Raw genomic sequence first — 21,519 nt, 5'->3', positions numbered from 1 at the left:
ATCGCTGTGTGAGCGTCGCCACACTCAACGTAGACTTCATCGGGCCACTAGTGCAACCTACTTGCCTCGATCGGTGGATCCTTCGCCCCCAAAGCGGCAAACTGAGCGCGAACTCCCAGGAGGACGACCCTTGGCTCTGCGGCTGCACATCACCGAGCGACAGCGACGGCTTGGCATCGAGCTCAGAAAGCTGCGCGAGAACGCCGGATTCAACCTCATCGAGGCGGCGGCACTCATCAACATGGGGCGCCCGCAGCTGACCCACATCGAGGCGGCCAAGACCGGGATGTCCACGGAACGCCTCCGCGCGCTCGTCAGTCGCTACGGTGCTACTAGTGGGCCGTACATTAATGAGCTGGTGCGCATGTCGGAGAGCAGCGGCAAAGGCTGGTGGTCCGAGTACCGCAAGGCACTGCCCCAGCAGATGCTCGATCTGGCAGAACTGGAGGATCGCGCAACTGTCATCGCGAGTTACGAGACACTGCTGGTACCGGGGCTGCTGCAAACCGAGCCGTACATGCGGACCTTGTTCCAGAACGCACGCCCGGATGCCACCCCCACAGAGATCGACACTCTCGTACGCTTCCGCCTCGCACGCCAACGCGTCCTCGCCGGGGAGCATCCACCCCAGTTCCACGTCGTCATTCACGAGGCCGCACTGCGCATGGTCGTAGGCAACCCCCCGATCATGCGCGGCCAGTTGGCACACCTGATCCGCATGGCCGCCAACCCACAGGTGACGATTCAGGTCCTGCCCTTCGACCAGGGAACGCAGGCGTGGCGAAGCGCCCCGTTCCTCCTCCTCGATCCCGGCATCACGGGCCTGGAGACAGTCTTCGTCGAGCACCCGGCCGCAGGGATGACCCTGCACGACGCCGAGGCCGTGTCCCAATACCAGGCGACCCTGGACGCCCTGGTCCACAGTGCACTGCCGCCCATCGACAACGAGGTCGCACCCGACCGCCACGAAGAACGGGACTCACTGGGCCTCGTTCAGCACATCCTGTACACGCACAGCGGAGGCCACTCATGACCGAGCTCACCTGGCAGAAGTCTTCCTTCAGCGAAGGTGGAGGTGCCAACTGCGTCTACGTCGCAGCGAACCCCGACACCGACACCATCCACCTCCGCGAAAGCGACACCCCGAACACCATCCTCACCACCACACCCGAGGCCCTCGCCGCCCTCATACGAACCCTCGCCACCCACCCACACGTTCGGATGACATGACACCAACTCCCCACCTGTAAATCCCTCTTACGCAAATCTCAGCCCCGTGAACAAGAACACGAGGCCCGAGGCCAAGACCATCCCCGCCCAGCAGAACACCGAGCCGAGCACCCAGCAGAACACCCAGACGGCCCTCCCCTCCTGGTACGGCGACCTACTCTCCGAGATCAAGGAAACCGTCACCGGCGCGAGGATCCGCGCCCAGCGGGCCGTCAACACAGAGCTGGTCCACACGTACTGGCAGATCGGCCGGCTCATCCTGGCCCGCCAGGAGAAGGAGGGCTGGGGCACCAAGGTCGTGGCGCGGCTCGCGGCGGACCTGAAGGCGACCTTCCCCAATCAGCGCGGCTTCTCGCGCCGCAACCTGATGTACATGCAGCAGATGGCCCGCACCTGGCCGGAGCCAATTGTGCAACAGGCCGTTGCACAATTGCCGTGGGGCCACATCACCGTCCTAATGAGCAAGCTCGAAACCCGCCCCGAGCTGGACTTCTACGCCACCGCAGCCGTCCGCAACGGCTGGTCCCGCGCCCTCCTGGACCGCTTCATCCACCAGAAGCTGCACCTCACCCAGGGCGCCGCCGCCAACAACTTCGCCGCGACCGTCCCCGACGGCTCCGACGCTCTCAAAGAGCTCGCCCGGGACCCGTACCGCCTCGACTTCCTGGGACTCGACGCGCACCACGCCGAGCGCGAGCTCGAAACGGCCATCGTCGACGGAATGATCCGCTTCCTCACCGAACTCGGCGTCGGGTTCGCCTTCGTGGGCCGCCAGTACCCCGTCGAGATCGGCGGCGACGAGTTCCGCATCGACCTGCTCTTCTACCACCTCAGGCTGCACCGCTACTTCGTCTTCGAGCTCAAGACGAAGGACGTGCGCCCCGAGCACGTCGGGAAGCTCAACTTCTATGTGAGCGTGGTCGACCAGATGGTGCGCGACCCGCAGCGCGACGACGCGACCATCGGCTTCCTCATCGGCGCCCGCCACAACAGGGCCGCGGTCCAGCTGGCCCTCGACGCCAGCAACAACCCGATGGCTGTCCCCTCCTACTCCACCCTCGCACCAGCGGAGCGCGAACTGATCCCCACCGAAGAGGACCTGTCCCGTGTCGTCCAGAACGCCATCGACTCCGTGAGCCCGGCCGGGACGCACAACACCCGTTCAGCAGACGCCGGTTGACCTACCCTCATCCCATGGTCGATGCAGCAGCCCTCGGTGCCCGCCTCGCCTCCTCCACTCTCACCCCCCTCATCAAGAAGCTCTTCGTCACGGACCAGCCAGGCGCGGCCCTCGTCGACAAACCCGTACGCATATCCGGCCTTGTCTCCTTCCGGCGGGAGAAGAACAGCGTCACGCCGAAGGACGTCCAGAAGATCGCCGACGAGCTCGTGCGCCGGGCATTCACCTCAACACCCGCCCACGAACGCCCCGTTGACGCCTCCGAGGCCCTCTCCGTCCGCAACGCCCTCGCGCACTCCCTCGCCGGTCTCGGCACCCTCACCATCGAGGACTACGAGGCGGTCGCGCTCGGCCCCGAGGAGTTCGCGCGCACGCTGCGGCAGCAGTCCGGCGCCTTCATCAGCGCCTCCCGGCTCAGTGAGAGCGGCGAGCTCTTCTACGAGCGCCTTCTGCACACCGCCGCCCTCCACATCCTGAACTTCTTCACGCAGCGCTCCACGTACATAGCCCGCCAGCAGACCCGGCAGACCCAGCAACTCGGCCGTCTGATCAAGGCAGTTGACGTACTCCTGGAACGCCTGCCGTCGCAGTCCGCCGAGGACGCCGCGTTCGAGGCGCGGTACGCCGAGCACATCACCCAGCGGCACGGCACTCTCACCATCTACGGGCTCGACATCTACGCCGGGACCAGCGAGTGGCCGCTGGACACCGCGTATCTGAGCCTGGAGGCCGAGCGGGGGCGGTTCGGGGACGGTGGCGAGGACGGGGCCCCGGTGGCCGCCGAGCGGATCCTCGCCATGCAGGAGCAGGTACTGCTGCGCGGCGTCGCCGGGTCCGGCAAGACCACACTCATCCAGTGGCTCGCGGTGAAGGCGGCGGACCGGACGTATGAGCACGGGCTGACCCATCTCATCGGGCGCGTGCCGTTCGTGCTCCCGATGCGGCGGATCGTGCGCCCCGCATCCGAACTCCCCATCCCCGGAGACTTCTTACGGGCCGTCAGCTGCCCGATCGCCGGGGAACAGCCGCCCGGCTGGGTGGAGCGGGTCCTGCGCGCCCGGCGCGGCATCCTCCTCGTCGACGGGATCGACGAGATCTCCGAGGAGCGCCGCGAGTCCGCCAGGCGGTGGCTGCGCGAGCTGGCCGAGACCTTCCCCGGCAACCTGTGGCTGGTCGCGTCCCGGCCCTCGGCCGTGCCCGAGAACTGGCTGGACGCCACCGGCTTCGCCGAGGTCACGCTCGCCCCGATGACCCGCGACGGCATCGCCACCTTCATCCGGCGGTGGCACCGCGCCGCCGGGGCCGACGAGTCCGTGGGGGCGGCCATGCTGCGCTCCGTGCGGATCTCCGACGAACTCGGCCGCCTCGCCACCAACCCCCTGATGTGCGGCATGCTCTGTGCCCTCCACCACGACCGGCGCGGCTTCCTGCCCCAGGGCCGCAAGCGCCTGTACGAGGCCGCCCTGACGATGCTCCTCGAACGCCGGGACGTCGAGCGGGAGGTCCACCGCAGGGAGGCGGCCCTTCCGTACGCGACCCAGATCCAGCTCATCCAGAAGCTGGCCTGGTGGCTGATCCGCAACAGCCGGGCGGAGCTGGACCGTTCGGAGGCGCTGCACATCATCGGGCAGGCGACGCCCTCGATGGGCCTGGGCGGCACCCCCGAGGACGTGTACGACGCGCTGATGCTGCGGTCCGGGCTGCTGCGCGAACCCGCCGAGGGGCGCGTGGACTTCCTGCACCGGACCTTCCAGGACTATCTGGGGGCGCGGCTCGCCGTGCAGGAGCTGGACTTCGACCTGCTCCTGAACAACGCCGACAAGCCCGAGTGGGAGGACGTCATTCTGCTTGCCGTCGCCCACGGGCGGCCCCGGGAGGCCGAGTTTATGCTGCGCCGACTCGTGGAGACGGGCACGTTCCGGGGCAAGCTTCTGGCCGCCGCCGGGCTGCCGTACGCGGCGGAGGTGGCACCGGACGTACGGGCCCTGGTGGAGGAGGGCGTGGGGTCGCTGATTCCGCCGCGCTCCCTCATGGAGGCCGACCAACTGGCCGAAGCAGGCGGTGATTTGATCCTCGGTCTGCTGCCGGGCCCCGAGGACATCGACAGCGGGACCACGGCCTACCGCGTGGTCGAGGCCGCGGCCCGGCTCGCCACCGAGAGCGCCCTGGACTTCCTCGTCGCCTTCCGGGGCCACCCGGGCGCCAAGGTCCAGCGGACCCTGGCCGGGGCCTGGGGCCGCTTCGACCGGGAGCGCTACGCCCAGGACATCCTCGCCCATCTGCCCCGACAACACCCGGTCATCGTCCACGGCCGCGAGGACCTGGAGACCCTCCGCGCCATCGGCGGCTGGCGGAACATCCGTGTCAAGGGCGCCTACCGGGTGGAAGACCTCACCGAGCTCATCGTCGCGGACCTGCTCACCCACCTCAGGGTCGAGGCACCCGACCCGGTCGAGAAGCTCGCCTGGCTCACGGCCTTCCCGAACCTCCAAGAGATCTACGTGGAGGTGGACCTGTCCCCGTCCTGGGTCGCCGCCGACGCCCGGGTACCGGCCGGAATCACCGTCATCACCCTGCCTGCCCAAGGGAGTTGACCTACCCTTGACTACTTGCCCCTGACTACGTGAGCCCACCACCGATCCCAGGACGCCCCCATGCCCATGGAGCCCGTCGTCCGCATCCCCTCCACCAGCGCAGCGCCCCTGATCCAACGGCTCTTCCGGGTCCCGCCCGACCCCCCGACGGCCCCCGAGCTCATCGCCGCCCGCACCACCTGGCGCGGCCCGCACGCCCCGGCCGGCCCGGATGACGTGCACCGCATCGCGGGGGAGCTGATCCAGCTGGCCGCCGAGACCCACTCCGCCCCGACGGCCGAACTCGAAGCCGTTGCACAGGTGTTGACGCGGACGCTGCTCGCCGCCGGAGAGCTCGACCTCACGGACGCCGACGCGGTGCGGCTCGGCCCGCAGGACTACGCGCGCCGGCTGCGGGGCGCCGTCCAGGGCGCAGACCGGGCGCTGACGCCGGACGCCGCCTGGTTCCACGACGAACTGCTCGTCGCCGTCTGCCTGCACGTCCTGCACCACCTCGTGCGCCACTCCCCGTACATCCAGCGCCACCTCCCGGAGCGCTCCAGCCGGATCCGTCAGCTCGTGGACCTCAACGACACCGAGGCCGCCGCCCGCCAGCCCGAACGCCCGCGCGAGGACGTCGAGTTCGAAGCCGCGTACGCCGAAGAGGTCGTGCGGCAGCACGGCTGGCTGCGCATCGTCGGCGTCGACTTCGCCAACGCGCCGGACCGCTGGCCCCTGGAGGACACCTACCTCAGCCTGGAGGCCGAGGAGTCCAGCGGCAGCGGCGTCGCGGGCGAGCAGCGCACCGTACTCCTCGCCGACCGGGCCCTGGAGGGGCACGAGCGGGTCATGCTGCGCGGCGTCGCGGGCTCCGGCAAGACGACGCTGGTGCAGTGGCTCGCGGTGGCCACCGCCCGCGCGGGCGCCCGCGTCCCGTTCGTCCTGCCGGTACGCCGGTTCGCCCGCGAGGGGTTCCCGGCCCCCGACGACTTCCTGAAGGCCGTGCGCCACCCGCTGGCCGACCGGGCCCCGGAGGGCTGGGTCGTGCGCACTCTGCTGTCGGGCCGCGCCCTCCTCCTCGTCGACGGCATCGACGAGGCTCCGGAGGAAACCAGGGGCGCCCTGCGCGACCAGCTCCGCCGTCTGCTGCGCATCTACTCCGGCACGGGCTGTCTGGTCACCTCGCGGCCCTCCGCCGTCGCGGACGGCTGGCTCGCCGAGGAGCGCCTCGCGGACGAGGGCTTCGCGGAGCTGTCCCTCGCCCCCATGTCCCGCGACCAGGTCACCCGCTTCGTCCGCGACTGGCACACGGCGGCCCGCAGCGACGACCACTGCCGCGAACAGCGCGACCGGGACGAGCTGAAGGAGTACGAGCAGCGCCTCCTGCACTCGGTACGGCTCTACCGCGAGCTCCGCCAGCTCGCCACCAACCCGCTGATGTGCGGCCTGATCTGCGCCCTGAACCGGGACCGCTCCGGCTCCCTGCCCAAGGGCCGCAAGGAGCTCTACGACGCGGCCCTGGAGATGCTCCTGCAGCGCCGCGACCCGGAGCGCGACGTCCTGTACGCGGACGACGTGCACCTCCAACAGGGCCCGCGGGAGCTCCTGTTGCGCAAGCTCGCGCAGGCGATGCTGGACGAGGGCGTCTCGGAGCTGCCGCGCGAGCGGGTCGTGGCGATCCTCGACGGGGCGCTGCCCGCGATCCCCTCCGCACGCGCCCAGGGCGACGGCGAGAAGATCTTCAGCCATCTCCTGCACCGCACCGGCCTGCTGCGCGAACAGGCGGACGTCTCCGTCGACTTCACGCACCGCACCTTCCAGGACTACCTGGCCGCGAAGGAGCTGGTGGCCCGCGGCCGGCTGCTCTCCCTCGTCGACCACGCCCACAAGCCCGCCTGGGAGGAGGTCATCCGCATGGCCGCCGCCCACGCGCGCCCCGAGGAGTGCGCCGAGTTCCTGGAGCGGCTCCTGTCCGCCGCCCCCAAGCTGCGCCGCCCGCAGGTCAACCACCGCCGTCTGATGGCCGTCGCCTGCCTGGAGCACGTCACGGAGCTCGACCCGGCGGTACGGGACCTCGTCCACGAGCGCACGAAGCACCTTCTGCGCCCGACGACGGAGCTGGCCGCCCGGGGCCTCGGCTGGGTCGGCCCGATCGTCCTGGAGCAGCTCCCCGACCCCGAGCAGGTCCCCGACGACGCGCAGGCGCTGCTGCTCGCCATCACCGCGACCCGCGTCGAGGACGACGCCGCCATCGACTACCTGGCCCGGCTGCGCGACCGCTCCTCCCTCAGCGTCCGCAACGAACTGGCCCGCTCCTGGCGCCGCTTCGACACGGAGCGGTACGCCCGCGAGATCATCGCCCACCTGGACCCGAAGGGCCTGTACTTCCCGGTCTCCGACACGGCCGAGCTCGCGGCGCTGCGGAGCCTGGGCGGGCGGCCCCGGGTCGAGCTGGTCGGCGTCATGGAGACCGAGGAACTCCGTGAGGGCCTGGAGCGCGAGAGCCTCACCCACCTCTGGCTCAACGCGGGGCCCGTGGACCCCGACATGGCGTGGCTGGCGCAATTCCCGAACCTGCGGGTGCTGCGCGTGAACCCACGGCTGCCGCGGGTGCGGAATGTCCCGGAGGGAATCACGATCACGGCGTAATCCCCTGAAGAAAGGGGCTGCCCCGGACCGTGGGAAACGGTCCGGGGCAGCCCCTTCAAGCATGCGGGCGCGGTCGCGCCCGGAGGCTATGCCTCCTTGCTCAGGTTCGGTCCGGCTCCGCCGCCCGTCGCCTGCTCGATCGGCGGGACGTCCGGCAGCGCCGTCTTCTCCTCGCCGCGGAAGGTGAAGGTCTGGTTCTCACCCTCGCCCTCCGTGTCGACGACCACGATGTGGCCGGGGCGCAGCTCGCCGAAGAGGATCTTCTCCGAGAGGGTGTCCTCGACCTCGCGCTGGATCGTGCGACGCAGCGGCCGCGCGCCGAGCACCGGGTCGTAACCCTTCTTGGAGAGGAGCTCCTTCGCGGACTGGGAGAGCTCGATGCCCATGTCCCGGTCCTTCAGGCGCTCGTCCACCTTGCCGATCATCAGGTCGACGATCTGGAGGATGTCGTCCTGGCTGAGCTGCGGGAAGACCACGACGTCGTCGACGCGGTTGAGGAATTCGGGGCGGAAGTGCTGCTTGAGCTCGTCCGACACCTTGTTCTTCATGCGCTCGTAGTTGGACTTCGTGTCGCCCTGAGCCGCGAAGCCCAGGTTGAAGCCCTTCGAGATGTCACGGGTTCCAAGGTTGGTCGTCATGATGATGACCGTGTTCTTGAAGTCCACGACGCGGCCCTGGGAGTCGGTCAGGCGACCGTCCTCCAGGATCTGCAGGAGCGAGTTGAAGATATCCGGGTGGGCCTTTTCGACCTCGTCGAAGAGAACCACCGAGAACGGCTTGCGCCGCACCTTCTCGGTGAGCTGGCCGCCCTCTTCGTAACCCACGTAACCGGGGGGCGAACCGAAGAGACGCGAAACCGTGTGCTTCTCGCTGAACTCCGACATGTCGAGGGAGATCAGCGCGTCCTCGTCGCCGAAGAGGAACTCGGCGAGCGCCTTGGAGAGTTCGGTCTTACCGACACCGGACGGACCGGCGAAGATGAACGAACCACCGGGGCGCTTCGGGTCCTTGAGGCCCGCACGCGTACGCCGGATCGCCTTCGAGAGCGCCTTGACGGCGTCCTTCTGGCCGATGACGCGCTTGTGCAGCTCGTCCTCCATGCGCAGCAGGCGGGAGGACTCCTCCTCGGTGAGCTTGAAGACCGGAATGCCGGTGGCGGTCGCGAGGACCTCGGCGATCAGCTCGCCGTCGACCTCGGCGACGACGTCCATGTCGCCGGCCTTCCACTCCTTCTCGCGCTTGGCCTTGGCGGCCAGGAGCTGCTTCTCCTTGTCGCGCAGGGAAGCGGCCTTCTCGAAGTCCTGCGAGTCGATCGCGGACTCCTTGTCGCGGCGGACACCCGCGATCTTCTCGTCGAACTCGCGGAGGTCCGGCGGCGCGGTCATCCGGCGGATGCGCATCCGGGAACCGGCCTCGTCGATCAGGTCGATCGCCTTGTCCGGCAGGAAGCGGTCCGAGATGTACCGGTCGGCCAGGGTCGCGGCCTGGACGAGGGCCTCGTCGGTGATGGACACACGGTGGTGCGCCTCGTACCGGTCGCGAAGGCCCTTCAGGATCTCGATGGTGTGCGGCAGCGACGGCTCCGCGACCTGGATGGGCTGGAAGCGGCGCTCGAGCGCGGCGTCCTTCTCCAGGTGCTTGCGGTACTCGTCGAGCGTGGTCGCACCGATGGTCTGCAGCTCACCGCGGGCGAGCATCGGCTTCAGGATGCTCGCGGCGTCGATCGCGCCCTCGGCGGCACCCGCACCCACGAGGGTGTGGAGCTCGTCGATGAACAGGATGATGTCGCCGCGGGTGCGGATCTCCTTGAGCACCTTCTTCAGGCGCTCTTCGAAGTCACCGCGGTAGCGGGAGCCGGCGACCAGCGCGCCGAGGTCCAGGGTGTAGAGGTGCTTGTCCTTGAGGGTCTCGGGCACCTCGCCCTTGACGATGGCCTGGGCGAGACCCTCGACGACGGCGGTCTTGCCGACGCCGGGCTCACCGATCAGGACCGGGTTGTTCTTGGTACGGCGGGACAGCACCTGCATGACCCGCTCGATCTCCTTCTCGCGCCCGATGACCGGGTCGAGCTTGGACTCACGAGCGGCCTGGGTGAGGTTCCGGCCGAACTGGTCGAGCACCAGGGACGTGGAGGGCGTGCCCTCGGCAGGACCGCCGGCGGTGGCGGTCTCCTTGCCCTGGTAGCCGGAGAGCAGCTGGATGACCTGCTGCCGCACCCGGTTGAGATCGGCGCCCAGCTTGACCAGGACCTGGGCGGCGACGCCCTCGCCCTCGCGGATCAGGCCGAGCAGGATGTGCTCCGTGCCGATGTAGTTGTGGCCCAGCTGAAGGGCCTCGCGGAGCGAGAGCTCCAGGACCTTCTTGGCACGGGGGGTGAAGGGGATGTGGCCGGACGGGGCCTGCTGGCCCTGACCGATGATCTCCTCCACCTGCTGGCGGACCGCCTCGAGCGAAATCCCGAGGCTCTCCAGGGCCTTAGCGGCGACACCCTCGCCCTCATGGATCAAGCCCAGGAGGATGTGCTCGGTGCCGATGTAGTTGTGGTTGAGCATCCGGGCTTCTTCCTGAGCCAGGACGACAACCCGCCGCGCGCGGTCGGTGAACCTCTCGAACATCGTTAATCGCTCCTCAGAGCGGTCAGGCAGTAAGGGGTCGGTCCCCTCCCTGTCCTTCCGCAGCTTAGTCCCGCAAGCGGGGACCGCTCATTCCAACTGCCGACACCCGTCCTTGGCCTCCTGCCCCGAACGCCGACATCTGCTCCAACCTGATGGTGCGAGACGATGTTCCCGCAGGCCAAGCAGTTACCCACTCCGCCACTACGCCGATGGCGAACGTGCGGCTGCTTCGCGAGCGTGTCGCCCCTCCCCACAAGGGATGTCTTACCCGTAAGGACTGACACTCCATGCGGCGCACCCCGGTTCCCTCCGCTACGGGCGAACACCCTTGCGCCGCCGAACCACCTCGCACGCCCCCAATTCGGACACTCACCGTATCCGAGTGGCGACCCGGCGTAACCCTTGGGGGGCTTGGGGTGTTGCTCCGGACATGGTCCCCACGGTGCCCCACCCCCGGCCCCCGCTCGACCGGAACGATCCGGTCCGGCGGTGGTACGAGCACGAGCTCGGCTGGGCGACCGCTCCGGGCACCCCGGTGCGGCTGCGCACGGGGCTGCGCTTCGACGTCCTGGAGCTGCCCGTGGAGGCGGGCCGCGCGGTGCTCCACCACCTCGGGCCGAAGGCGCCGGTGGCGGTGCAGGGCGGGGTGATGCGCATCCTGGTGGCCGCGGGCGGGGCGGACGAACTGCCGGGGCTGCTCGACTGGCTGGAGTGGGGCGGACTGCCCCTCGATCTCAGCGCGATCGGCGCGGGCGGGACGATCGAGGCCCCGCTGCCCCCGGAGCTGGCAGGCGGCCACCCGGGCCTCACAGACGTACAGGGGGCCGCTGTCTGGCTGCGACCCCCCGAACCGGGATGTGAGGTGGAGCCGACGCTTCCGGCGCTGCCTTCCCTGGCGTCCCCCGACGGCCAGGGCCCGCTCCCCGGCGGCGGCACCGCGGGCTCCGGTCTGGTACGGCTCGTGGACACGGCGGCAACGCAGTGCCACCGGGTCCGACTGCGGCGAATGTGCCGTCAGCCGTTGGCCTTCTCGTAGGCCTCGCGGATCGACGCGGGCACCCGGCCGCGGTCGTTGACCTCGAAACCGTTGTCCTTCGCCCAGGCGCGGATCGCCGCGGTGTCCTGGTTGCCGCTCGCGGCGGGCGTACGGCCCTTGCCGCGGCCACTGGCACGCCCTCCGGTACGACGACCACCCTTGAGGTACGGCTCGAGGAGGCCACGGAGCTTGTCCGCGTTCGCAGTGGTGAGGTCGATCTCGTACGACTTACCGTCCAGCGCAAACGTCACGGTCTCGTCCGCCTCGCCACCGTCGAGGTCATCGACAAGAAGGACCTGAACCTTCTGTGCCACCGGATTTCCTTTCATCGATAACTTCTGGGCCGGTCCACGCGGCGTGAGCTGAGCCGCTGAATCGCCGTCCCCTGTTATATGCAGTACTGCAGTACGTCGGAAAGCAAACCGCTTTTGCTGGAAAAACACAAACCCCTGGGAGAGACCCACAGCCCCGAGCGGCCTGGAAACATGCGCGTTTCGGACATAGGCGACCGGGGCAAGGGGACTGCTCGGAATAGCTCCGCGACGATCACAGATGCAGAAGCATCCGGCTGTTGCCCAAGGTGTTCGGTTTCACTCGTTCGAGGCCGAGGAACTCCGCGACACCCTCGTCATAGGAACGCAGGAGCTCGCTGTAGACATCTCTGTCGACCGGGGCCTCGCCGATCTCCACGAAGCCGTGCTTGGCGAAGAACTCGACTTCGAAGGTGAGGCAGAAAAGGCGTCGGACACCGAGCCAACGTGCTGTCTGCAGCAACTTCCCGAGGATCTGGTGCCCCACTCCGGCGCCCTTGACCACAGGGCTCACCGCGAGTGTGCGCACTTCCGCTAGGTCTTCCCACATGACGTGAAGGGCGCCGCAGCCGACGACCTCCCCGTTGTCGTCGCGTTCTGCGACCCAGAACTCCTGGATCGACTCGTAAAGCGTCACGGTCGCTTTGTCGAGCAGGATGCCCTCACGGGCGTACGAGTCGAGGAGCTGGCGCACGGCCGGAACATCGGAGGCCCGGGCCCGGCGTACGGTAACCGCTTTCGCGCTGAGTTCGGCTGGCTCTGCTGGCATGGACGGACGCTATCGCCCCGGGGGCCGCTCCGTTGCCCCGGGGTTCTCCGGTCCTTGCACGATGCGCATCGCGTCGCTGAGCGCTTCTCGTTGTTCCGGCGACATCATGCCGAAGAAGGCGACGAGTGCGGCGGCGGGGTTGTCGCTCTGGGACCAGGCTTCGTTCATCAGTGCGGCCGCGTACGCGGCACGCGTGGAGACGGCCTCATATCGATAGGCCCGCCCTTCCGCTTCACGGCGCACCCAGCCCTTCTGGTGGAGATTGTCCAAAACGGTCATGACCGTGGTGTAGGCGATGGACCGTTCCTGCTGAAGGTCTTCCAGGACTTCTCGAACGGTCACGGGGCGGTTCCACTTCCACACCCGTGTCATGACTGCGTCTTCGAGTTCTCCCAATGGACGAGGCACAGCAGAACAATAGTGGGAGATGTCACTAATGCCGTGCTGGACGTGGCATACCTGCCATTTCCGCAACAAAAAGGGCGCACGACTCGGAATGCGAGCGAGTCGTGCGCCCTGAGTGAGCGTCGGGGGCGTGCGCCCGGTCAGGCGCCGCCGGTGTTCGGGGTCTGCCGGACGGCTTCGGCGCGGGCGACGGCGGCGTCCACGGCCGCGTCCTCCTTGGCCTTGTTGGCGCCGCCCTGGGTCTTCACGATCGTCACGATGAGACCGATGAAGAACACAGCCATCACTACGGGGGGTACGAGCGCGGAGACGTAGTCCATGCCCCCAGAGTAGCTAGCCCGCCTCGAGGTGCTGCGCCGGGTCCTCGGGCGGGGCGGGGCGGCGCTTGGGAGGGAAGACCTCGGCCGGGGTGGGGACGGGGCGGGGGTGCTCGGGCGTGGGGGCGGGGCGCTCGGCGGGCGGCTTGGGGCGGGGGTCGTCGGCGCCGCGGCCGCCGGGCAGGGCGAGCAGGCGGGTGCGCGACGCGGGCACCGGGGCCGGGGCGGGCGCCGCCGCGGGGACGCAGCGGCCCGCGAGGCGGGCGCGCACGGCCTGTTCGGCGAGGATCCGGCAGCGGTCGAGGAGGGCGGCCGCCACGGGGTTGCCGCGCAGGGCGCGCAACGCCGCGAGGTCGTCGGCGCCCGGCTGGTACCCCGAGCCGAGCACCTCCTCCAGGAGCGTGAGATAGCCGGCCGCGGTGCCGGGCAGGGCCGCCCGGTAGCGGGCCAGGTCGGCCGTCAGGAAGGCGCGGAGCCGGGCCGCCTCGCGTACCGCCTCGTCGACCGAGCCGGCGAGGCGGAGGCAGTCCTGGACGTCCGCGTCGGAAGCAGTACTGGGGTGCAGGGCGAGGGCCAGAGCCCGGCGGAGCACACGCAGCTCCTCCGCGCCGAAGGCCATGCCTCCGCGTGATCCGTATGGCGTGGGCATGGGCCGAGATTACGCGCCAATCGGACAAAATCCTCTTAACGCCAATTTCTGGCGTGGCCCGGGCGTCAGTCGGGGCGGCGACGGGAGAGCGCGAACGCGACGGCGCCGACGCCGAGTGCCGCCGCCGCGAGGACCGCGATCCAGACGAGGAGTCCGGCGCCGGTGTCGGCCAGCGGGGCGTCCTTGGTGGTGTGCGGCGCGCCGTCCGGGCGCGCGGGCTCCGGCGGGCGGGTGGGGGCCGGGCTCTCCGTGACGGTCACCGTCGCGGTGGCGCCGGGAGTGCCGGGGGCGCCTGGGGTACCGGGAGTGCCTGGGGCACCTGGGGTACCTGGGGTGTCGTACGACGTGAAGTGGGCGGTGTCCGGGCGGACTTGGGGTGGTCCGCCGACGGCGGGTGCGGCGGCCGCCTGGCCCGCCAGCGCGGTCAGCGCGGCCGCGGTCGTCGCCGCCGCGGCCCAGCGCCTCGTACGTCTCGCCCTGGTCTTCGTCTTCGTCACCCAGCCACGCCCATCAGACACCGCCCCAATTCCCGTCCCTGCGCAGACTCTTGCAGGGCCGGGATGGTTGTGCGCGACTTCTTGACGGTGCGTCAGCTGCGCGAGACGTTCCGCTCGTAGACCAGGCGCAGGCCGATCAGCGTCAGCCAGGGCTCGTGCTCGTCGATCACGGACGCCTCGCCGAGGACCATCGGGGCGAGGCCGCCGGTGGCGATGACCGTCACGTCGTCCGGGTCGCCGCCCGCGCCCGCCAGTTCGCGCGCCATGCGGTGCACGACGCCGTCGACCTGGCCCGCGAAGCCGTACAGGATGCCCGCCTGCATGGCCTCCACGGTGTTCTTGCCGATGACGCTGCGCGGCCGGGCCAGCTCGATCTTGCGGAGCTGGGCGCCGCGCACGCCGAGGGCCTCCACGGAGATCTCGATGCCGGGGGCGATGACGCCGCCCGCGTACTCCCCGCGCGCGGAGACCGCGTCGAACGTCGTCGCCGTACCGAAGTCGACGACGATGGCCGGTCCCCCGTAGAGCTCGACCGCCGCGACCGCGTTGATGATGCGGTCGGCGCCGACCTCCTTGGGGTTGTCCATGAGGATCGGTACGCCGGTCTTGATGCCGGGCTCCACGAGGACGGCGGGCACGTCTCCGTAGTAGCGGCGGGTGACCTCGCGCAGCTCGTGCAGGACCGAGGGGACGGTCGAGCAGATCGCGATGCCGTCGATGCCGTCGCCGAGCTCCTCGCCGAGCAGCGGGTGCATGCCCATCAACCCGTTGAGCAGGACGGCGAGTTCGTCGGCGGTGCGGCGGGCGTCCGTGGAGATGCGCCAGTGCTCGACGATGTCCTCGCCGTCGAAGAGGCCCAGCACTGTGTGGGTGTTTCCCACGTCGATGGTCAGCAGCATCAGTCCCGCACCGCTTCCCGCAGGTCGAGGCCGATGTCGAGGATCGGCGACGAGTGGGTGAGGGCGCCGACCGCGAGGTAGTCGACACCGGTGTCCGCGTACGCGCGCGCGTTCTCCAGCGTCAGGCGGCCCGAGGACTCCAGGAGCGCGCGGCCGTCGACGATGGCGACGGCCTCCTCGGTCTCCCCCGGCGTGAAGTTGTCCAGGAGGATCAAGTCGGCGCCCGCGTCCACGACTTCGCGGAGCTGGTGCAGCGTGTCGACCTCGACCTCGATCGCGAGCTCGGGGAAGAGCTCCCGTACGGCCTTGAACGCCTGGGCGACGCCGCCCGCGGCCACCACGTGGTTGTCCTTGACGAGGGCCGCGTCCGAGAGCGACATGCGGTGGTTGACGCCGCCGCCGCAGCGGACCGCGAACTTCTCCAGGGAGCGCAGGCCCGGCGTGGTCTTGCGGGTGTCGCGGACCTTCGTCTTCGTGCCCTCCAGGGCGTCCGCCCACGCGCGCGTGGCCGTCGCGATGCCGGAGAGGCGGCACAGGAGGTTGAGGGCGCTGCGCTCGGCGGTGAGCAGGTCGCGGGTGCGGGTGGTGACGCTCAGGAGCGGCTGGCCCGCCTCGACCCGGTCGCCGTCCTCGACGTGCCGCTCGACCTCGAACTCCTCCGCGCAGACCACGGAGAGGACCGCCTCGGCGACCCGCAGGCCCGCGACGGTGCCCGCCACGCGCGCGGTGAAGTCGCCGGTGGCGACGGCGTCTTCGGGGATCGTGGCGACCGTCGTCACGTCCACGTTCTCCGGCGAGAACTCCAGGTCCTCGGCGATCGCGAGATGGGCGAGGTCCTCCACCTGGAGGGGGTCGAGCCCCGCCTCGGCGAGGGCCTGCGCGAGGGCGGGGTCGAGGCCGCACTCCTCCATGCCGAGGGCCTCGGCGTCGGATCCGGCGCCACAGCCGCAGGCGTCGCCGCAGCCGCCGCCGGTCGGGGCGAGAGGGAGCTCGTCGGGGGTGCTGCTCACGGTCACTTCTCCTGGGTGCGGGGGAATCGGGCGGTCTCGGTGGTGTACGCGGCCTGGGTCCTGTTGGGATTCAGGCGTACGACGATATGGCGCCGCCAGGTGTCGTCGTCCCGCTCGGGGTGGTCTTCACGCCAGTGGCAGCCCCGGGTCTCCTCGCGGCGCAGCGCGGCGGCCACCAGGACCCGGGCCACGCACAGGAGGTTGGTGGCCTCCCAGGTGTCGACGCCGGGCTCGGCGGTCTTGCCCTCCTCGTCGAGGGAGCCGGCCGCTTCGGCGTGGATGCGGGCGAGCTGGGCGGCCGCCTGGGTCAGGGACTCGGCGGAGCGGAGCACTCCGGCGCCCTCGGTCATGATCCGCTGGATGGCGAAGCGGGACTCCGGGGGCAGCAGGGGGTGGACCGGCGTCTCCATGGCGACGGTTTCCGTGGGCACGCGCGCGTGGAGGGTGTTCTCACGGTGGCTCTCGACGATGTCCGCCGCGATCCGCTCCGCGTAGACCAGGCCCTCCAGAAGGGAGTTGGAGGCGAGGCGGTTGGCGCCGTGGACGCCGGTGCAGGCGACCTCGCCGCAGGCGTACAGGCCCGCGACCGTGGTGCGGCCCCGCGGGTCGGTGCGGACGCCGCCGGAGGCGTAGTGCGCGGCCGGGACGATCGGGATGAGGTCCGTGACCGGGTCGATGCCGTGGGCGCGGCAGGTGGCGAGGATCGTGGGGAAGCGGTTCTCCCACATGGCGGCGCCGAAGTGCCGGGTGTCCAAGTACATGTGCTCGGCGCCCTGTTCCTGCATGCGCCGCGTGATGCCCTTGGTGACGATGTCGCGCGGGGCGAGCTCCGCGAGCTCGTGCTGGCCCACCATGAAGCGGACCCCGTCCGCGTCGACGAGGTGGGCGCCCTCGCCCCGTACCGCCTCGGAGACCAGCGGCAGCTGGCCCTCCGCGTCCGCGCCGAGGAAGAGCGCCGTCGGGTGGAACTGCACGAATTCGAGGTCGCTCACCTCGGCGCCCGCGCGCAGGGCGAGCGCGACGCCGTCACCGGTCGACACCGAGGGGTTGGTCGTCACCGAGAAGACCTGGCCCATGCCGCCCGTGGCGAGCACCACCGCGGGGGCGTGCACCGCGCCGACGCCGTCGTGCTGGCCCTCGCCCATGACGTGCAGGGAGACCCCGGCCGTGTGGCCGTCGGCGTCCGTCAACAGGTCCAGGACCAGGGCATTCTCGATCGTCGGTACGCCGCGCGCGCGGACCGCTTCGACGAGGGCCCGGGAGACCTCGGCGCCGGTCGCGTCGCCGCCCGCGTGCGCGATGCGGCGGCGGTGGTGGCCGCCCTCACGGGCGAGCTCGATGCCGCCTTCGGAGTCCTTGTCGAAGTGGGCGCCGGCCTCGATGAGGCGGCGCAGCGCGCCGGGGCCCTCGGTGACGAGGGTGCGCACGGCCTCCTCGTCGCAGAGGTCCACGCCCGCCACGAGCGTGTCGTCCAGGTGCTGTTCGGGGGTGTCGCCCTCGCCGAGCGCCGCCGCGATGCCGCCCTGGGCCCAGCGCGTGGAGCCGTCGTCCAGGCGGGCCTTGGTGACGACGACGGTCTTCAGGCCGGCCGCCGAGCAGCGCAGCGCCGCGGTCAGTCCGGCCACTCCCGAGCCGACGACCACGACGTCGGCGGCGAGGGACCAGCCTGGTGCGGGGGCGTGCAGCCGTATTCCGGTGGCACTCATACTCGGGCTCCGAACGTCAGCGGGATGTTGTCGATGAGGCGGGTGGCGCCGACCCGGGCCGCGACGGCGAGGACCGCCTCGCCGGTGTGGTCGGGCCCGGCCTCCGTGAAGTCGGCCGGGTCGACGAGCGCCAAGTAGTCCAGCTCCAGCGGTGGCTGGCTGCGGGCGGCCTCGTCCAGGACCAGCCGGGCGGCGGCGCGGACGGCAGCGGGGCCGCCGGGCGAGGTGCGCGGGGCGGACTGGGCCACCGCGTGCGCGTCGGCCGCCGCGCGGGACTCGCCCAGGGCACCGAGGGCCGCGGCACGCGCGTGCGTGGCGGGTGCCTCGGCGGCCCGCGCGCGGAGGGCCTCCTCGGCCGCGTGCCGGTCGCGGCCCGCGAACAGGGCGTGGGACAGGGCGAGGGCGGTGCGGCGCTCGGCGGGCGACAGGAAGCGGTTCCGGCTGGAGAGCGCCAGGCCGTCGGGCTCGCGGACCGTGGGCACGCCGACGATCTCCACGTCGAAGTTCAGGTCGGCCGCCATGCGGCGGATGAGGGCGAGCTGCTGGGCGTCCTTCTGGCCGAACAGGGCGACGTCGGGGCGGGTGAGGTGGAGCAGCTTGGCGACGACGGTGAGCATCCCGTCGAAGTGGCCCGGGCGTGCGGCCCCTTCGAGCCGGGCGCCCATGGGGCCCGCGCTGATGCGGACCTGGGGCTCGCCTCCGGGGTAGACCTCCTCCGCGGAGGGCGCGAACACGACGTCCGCGCCCGCCTGTTCGGCCGTCTTCACGTCGGCCTCCAGGGTGCGCGGGTAGCGGTCGAGGTCGGCGCTCTCGTCGAACTGGAGCGGGTTCACGAAGACCGACACGACGACTTCGCCGCCCGCTCCCTCGGGGCCCGCCATGCGGCGCGCGGTGCGGATCAGCGTGGCGTGGCCCTCGTGCAGGGCGCCCATGGTCATCACGACGACGCGGCGGCCGTCGCCCCGCGCGCGGGTGCGCAGCTCGTCGGCGGTGTGCAGCAGTGCGGTCATCGGTCTCCCCCGTCCGTGCCCGGTCCGTCCGTGCCCGGTCCGTCCGTGCCCGGTCCTTCGGTGCCGGTCCCGTCCGTTCCCGTCCCCCCGCGCGGGCCCGTGCCGCCGCCCACGCTGCCCGCGAGGACCCCGAGGAGGTCCTCGGCGAGCTCCGGCTTGAGCAGGCCGTGGGCGAGCGCGCGGTCCGCGGTGGCGCGGGCCATCGCCAGATATCCGGCCACCGTCTGCGGCGCGTGCTTGCGCAGCTCCGCGACGTGGGCCGCCACGGTGCCCGCGTCCCCGCGCGCGACCGGTCCGGTGAGCGCCGCGTCGCCCGAGCGCAGGGCGTTGTCGAGCGCGGCGCCGAGCAGCGGGCCGAGCATGCGGTCGGGGGCCTGGACGCCCGCGTCCCGCAGCAGCTCCATGGACTCGGCGACCAGCGTGACCAGGTGGTTCGCGCCGAGCGCGAGCGCCGCGTGGTAGAGCGGCCTGGCCTCCTCCTGGATCCACTCGGGCTCGCCGCCCATCTCGATGACGAGCGCCTCGGCCGCGAGCCGCAGCTCCTCGGGCGCGGTCACGCCGAAGGAGCAGCCCGCGAGCCGCTGGACGTCCACGGGCGTGCCGGTGAAGGTCATGGCGGGGTGCAGCGCGAGCGGCAGCGCCCCGGCTCGCAGCGCGGGGTCCAGGACCTTCGTGCCGTACCGCCCCGAGGTGTGCACGAGGAGCTGGCCCGGGCGGACGGCGCCGGTCTCGGCGAGGCCCTCCACGAGGCCGGGCAGCGCGTCGTCAGGCACCGTCAGGAGCACCAGGTCGGCGCGCTGGAGGACCTCGGCGGGCGGGACCAGCGGGACGTCGGGCAGCATCGTGGCGGCCCGGCGGACCGAGGCGTCCGAGACGCCGGAGACGGCCACGGTGCGGTGCCCCGCGAGCTCCAGGGACGCGGCGAGCGCGGGGCCGACGCGGCCCGCGCCCACGACGCCGACGGTGAGCCGGGCCGGACGGTCCCTCGGATCGGGGTGCTGCCGGGGGCCTGGGCGGTCCCCGGGGGCCGGTTGCTGAGGTGCGTTCACGTGCTGACGCCTTCCGTTCCAGTCCGCTCGGGGTACCGGACGCCTCCGGCCCGAGAGGGGCCGGACCATTTCTCGTCATGTTAACGCGAATGCTTCAGGGCGCGTCGAGCGCTGTCCACAGGCTGTGGGCATTCGTACGACCGGGAGCGATGATCTGTGGATGACTGCGAACGACGAGGCGCCCGCCGAGCGCGCCGAAGTGACCCCGGAGCGGCGCCAGGCCGCGGTCCGCGGGGCCGAGCGCCTGCTGGCCGACCAGCCCCTCTTCACGCCGATCGGGGTGCGCCTCGCGGACCTGGCCGCGCGGGCGGCGGACGTCGTGGGCGCGGAGCAGCGGCCCGACATGTACGGGGACGGGGTCGTCGCCGCTCTGGAGGAGCGGGTCGCGGAGGTGCTCGGCAAGGAGGCTGCGGCCTTCTTCCCGACGGGCACGATGGCACAGCAGGTCGCCCTGCGCTCCTGGGCGGGCCGCACCGGGAACGCGACGGTCGCCCTGCACCCGCTCGCCCACCCCGAGGTCCACGAGCGGGACGCCCTCCAAGTGGTCAGCGGGCTACGGGTGGTGCACCCGACGCACGAGCCCCGGATGCCGACGGCGGACGAAGTGCGGGACTTCGAGGAGCCCTTCGGGACGCTGATGCTCGAACTGCCGCTCCGGGAGGCCGGTTTCGCCCTGCCGACCTGGCAGGAGCTGGAGGCGACGGTGGCGGCGGCCCGCGAACGGGACGCCGTGGTGCACTTCGACGGGGCACGCCTGTGGGAGTGCACCCCGCACTTCGGGCGCCCGCTGGACGAGATCGCCGCGCTCGCGGACACCGTGTACGTGTCGTTCTACAAGTCGCTCGGCGGCCTGGGCGGGGCCGCGCTCGCCGGGCCGAGCGCCCTCGTGGAGGAGGCGAAGGCGTGGCGGCACCGCTACGGGGGCCAGGTCTTCCAGCAGTTCCCGACCGCCGTGTCCGCGCTCCTCGGACTGGAGCACGTGCTGCCGCGCCTTCCCGAGTACGTCGACCACGCGCGCGTGGTCGCGGACGCACTGCACGAGGGCTTCCAGGAGGCCGGGCTGCCCTGGTTCCGCGTGCGCCCGGAGCGGCCGTACACGCACCAGTTCCAGGTCTGGCTGCCGTACGACGCGGACGTGCTCACCGAGACGTCGGTGCGCCAGGCCGAGGAGACGAAGACCCTGCTGTTCGGGCGCTGGTTCGCGGACGGGCCGCACGGCCTGTCCGTCACGGAGGTCACCGTGGGCGAGCCGGGCCTGGCCTGGATGGCCGCCGACGTGAAGGCGGCGGCCCTGGACTTCCTGGCCCGGCTGCCCCGGTGACCTCCCGGCACCGCACCGGACGTTACGTGTGGTGCGGTGCCCGATGGCCGGTGAGGAAGCGGGCGAGGGCGGCGCGGAACCGGCCGTGCGCGTTGCGCTCCTGGACGACGGCCTGGAAGCGGCCGTAGTCGCGCAGTTCGCGGACCGCCTGCCAGTCGTGCTGCCCGGGGGCGGGCGGGGTCGGGGCCTGGTGCTGGGCGGCACGGTAGGTGTCGAGCAGGTACTGCTGGGTGAGGCTCATGGCGTCTCGCCTTTCATGACAAAGGCCGCTTACCGGACACCCGTAAGCCAAG

General features: G+C 71.1%; 20 protein-coding genes. 7 read left to right on the top strand and 13 right to left on the bottom strand.

What is annotated here, in order from left to right; all coding sequences use genetic code 11:
• Nucleotides 1-130: 130 nt before the first annotated feature.
• The 5 genes from ACQB60_RS30595 to ACQB60_RS30575 are packed head-to-tail and all read left to right on the top strand — an operon-like array spanning nucleotide 131 to nucleotide 7,632.
• Nucleotides 131-1,033, top strand: a complete 903-nt coding sequence (locus tag ACQB60_RS30595) for a helix-turn-helix domain-containing protein (protein WP_496929332.1) — start codon at nucleotides 131-133, stop codon at nucleotides 1,031-1,033.
• Nucleotides 1,030-1,230, top strand: a complete 201-nt coding sequence (locus ACQB60_RS30590; RefSeq protein WP_496929331.1) for a DUF397 domain-containing protein — start codon at nucleotides 1,030-1,032, stop codon at nucleotides 1,228-1,230. Before ACQB60_RS30595 ends, ACQB60_RS30590 begins: the two co-directional genes overlap by 4 nt.
• 46 nt (nucleotides 1,231-1,276) lie before the next feature.
• Nucleotides 1,277-2,410, top strand: a complete 1,134-nt coding sequence (locus tag ACQB60_RS30585) for a PDDEXK nuclease domain-containing protein (protein ID WP_496929330.1) — start codon at nucleotides 1,277-1,279, stop codon at nucleotides 2,408-2,410.
• A gap of 14 nt (nucleotides 2,411-2,424) precedes the next feature.
• Nucleotides 2,425-5,004: an NACHT domain-containing protein gene (locus tag ACQB60_RS30580; protein WP_496929329.1), complete on the top strand. Its 2,580-nt coding sequence runs from the start codon at nucleotides 2,425-2,427 to the stop codon at nucleotides 5,002-5,004.
• 60 nt (nucleotides 5,005-5,064) lie between these two features.
• A complete protein-coding gene (locus ACQB60_RS30575) occupies nucleotides 5,065-7,632 on the top strand; it encodes an NACHT domain-containing protein (RefSeq protein WP_496929328.1) in 2,568 nt (855 codons plus the stop codon).
• Between the two features lie 86 nt (nucleotides 7,633-7,718).
• Here the strand turns inward: ACQB60_RS30575 and ACQB60_RS30570 are convergent, their stop codons facing one another.
• Nucleotides 7,719-10,247: an ATP-dependent Clp protease ATP-binding subunit gene (locus ACQB60_RS30570; protein ID WP_496929327.1), complete on the bottom strand. Its 2,529-nt coding sequence runs from the start codon at nucleotides 10,245-10,247 to the stop codon at nucleotides 7,719-7,721.
• 430 nt (nucleotides 10,248-10,677) lie between these two features.
• On the opposite strand from ACQB60_RS30570, the gene ACQB60_RS30565 reads away from it, so the two are divergent.
• On the top strand, nucleotides 10,678-11,283 hold the full coding sequence (locus ACQB60_RS30565; protein ID WP_496929326.1) for an SCO3374 family protein: 606 nt from the start codon (nucleotides 10,678-10,680) through the stop codon (nucleotides 11,281-11,283).
• On the opposite strand, the gene ACQB60_RS30560 is transcribed toward ACQB60_RS30565, so the two are convergent.
• The 11 genes from ACQB60_RS30560 to ACQB60_RS30510 all read right to left on the bottom strand — a co-directional run bounded on the left by ACQB60_RS30560 (nucleotide 11,262) and on the right by ACQB60_RS30510 (nucleotide 19,905).
• Nucleotides 11,262-11,597: a histone-like nucleoid-structuring protein Lsr2 gene (locus ACQB60_RS30560; RefSeq protein WP_384835178.1), complete on the bottom strand. Its 336-nt coding sequence runs from the start codon at nucleotides 11,595-11,597 to the stop codon at nucleotides 11,262-11,264. The two genes, ACQB60_RS30565 and ACQB60_RS30560, sit on opposite strands and share 22 nt — an antisense overlap.
• Nucleotides 11,598-11,829: 232 nt before the next feature.
• Entirely contained in the window at nucleotides 11,830-12,363 is a 534-nt protein-coding gene (locus ACQB60_RS30555) for an amino-acid N-acetyltransferase (RefSeq protein WP_384835175.1), read from the bottom strand.
• A 9-nt stretch (nucleotides 12,364-12,372) separates the two neighbouring features.
• Complete coding sequence (locus ACQB60_RS30550) at nucleotides 12,373-12,771, bottom strand: BlaI/MecI/CopY family transcriptional regulator (RefSeq protein WP_496929325.1); 399 nt, start codon at nucleotides 12,769-12,771, stop codon at nucleotides 12,373-12,375.
• Nucleotides 12,772-12,908: 137 nt separating this feature from the next.
• Nucleotides 12,909-13,088: a hypothetical protein gene (locus ACQB60_RS30545; RefSeq protein WP_384835168.1), complete on the bottom strand. Its 180-nt coding sequence runs from the start codon at nucleotides 13,086-13,088 to the stop codon at nucleotides 12,909-12,911.
• A 13-nt stretch (nucleotides 13,089-13,101) separates the two neighbouring features.
• Nucleotides 13,102-13,704, bottom strand: a complete 603-nt coding sequence (locus ACQB60_RS30540) for a hypothetical protein (protein WP_496929367.1) — start codon at nucleotides 13,702-13,704, stop codon at nucleotides 13,102-13,104.
• A gap of 95 nt (nucleotides 13,705-13,799) precedes the next feature.
• The gene (locus tag ACQB60_RS30535; protein ID WP_496929324.1) at nucleotides 13,800-14,231 is read right to left on the bottom strand and encodes an LAVTG motif-containing sortase-dependent surface protein; all 432 of its coding nucleotides are present in this window, start codon (nucleotides 14,229-14,231) and stop codon (nucleotides 13,800-13,802) included.
• Between the two features lie 92 nt (nucleotides 14,232-14,323).
• Nucleotides 14,324-15,130, bottom strand: a complete 807-nt coding sequence (locus ACQB60_RS30530; protein ID WP_384835159.1) for a type III pantothenate kinase — start codon at nucleotides 15,128-15,130, stop codon at nucleotides 14,324-14,326.
• Entirely contained in the window at nucleotides 15,130-16,146 is a 1,017-nt protein-coding gene (gene nadC / locus ACQB60_RS30525; RefSeq protein ID WP_496929323.1) for a carboxylating nicotinate-nucleotide diphosphorylase, read from the bottom strand. Before nadC ends, ACQB60_RS30530 begins: the two co-directional genes overlap by 1 nt.
• On the bottom strand, nucleotides 16,143-17,846 hold the full coding sequence (locus ACQB60_RS30520) for an L-aspartate oxidase (RefSeq protein ID WP_496929322.1): 1,704 nt from the start codon (nucleotides 17,844-17,846) through the stop codon (nucleotides 16,143-16,145). Before ACQB60_RS30520 ends, nadC begins: the two co-directional genes overlap by 4 nt.
• Complete coding sequence (gene panC, locus ACQB60_RS30515; RefSeq protein ID WP_496929321.1) at nucleotides 17,843-18,856, bottom strand: pantoate--beta-alanine ligase; 1,014 nt, start codon at nucleotides 18,854-18,856, stop codon at nucleotides 17,843-17,845. Before panC ends, ACQB60_RS30520 begins: the two co-directional genes overlap by 4 nt.
• Nucleotides 18,853-19,905: a Rossmann-like and DUF2520 domain-containing protein gene (locus tag ACQB60_RS30510; protein ID WP_496929320.1), complete on the bottom strand. Its 1,053-nt coding sequence runs from the start codon at nucleotides 19,903-19,905 to the stop codon at nucleotides 18,853-18,855. Before ACQB60_RS30510 ends, panC begins: the two co-directional genes overlap by 4 nt.
• 160 nt (nucleotides 19,906-20,065) lie before the next feature.
• On the opposite strand from ACQB60_RS30510, the gene ACQB60_RS30505 reads away from it, so the two are divergent.
• Nucleotides 20,066-21,226 carry a threonine aldolase family protein gene (locus tag ACQB60_RS30505; protein ID WP_496929319.1) on the top strand — a complete coding sequence of 387 codons (1,161 nt, stop codon included), beginning with the start codon at nucleotides 20,066-20,068 and terminating at the stop codon, nucleotides 21,224-21,226.
• 22 nt (nucleotides 21,227-21,248) lie between these two features.
• Here ACQB60_RS30505 and ACQB60_RS30500 read toward each other — a convergent pair whose 3' ends face one another.
• Nucleotides 21,249-21,467 (bottom strand): hypothetical protein, encoded by a 219-nt coding sequence (locus tag ACQB60_RS30500; RefSeq protein ID WP_496929318.1) that lies wholly within the window; start codon nucleotides 21,465-21,467, stop codon nucleotides 21,249-21,251.
• Between the last annotated feature and the right edge of the window lie 52 nt (nucleotides 21,468-21,519).

Origin of the sequence: Streptomyces odontotermitis, from assembly GCF_050510915.1 — a bacterium.
GTDB lineage: Bacteria > Actinomycetota > Actinomycetes > Streptomycetales > Streptomycetaceae > Streptomyces.
This window is presented reverse-complemented; position numbering and strand designations above follow the sequence as displayed.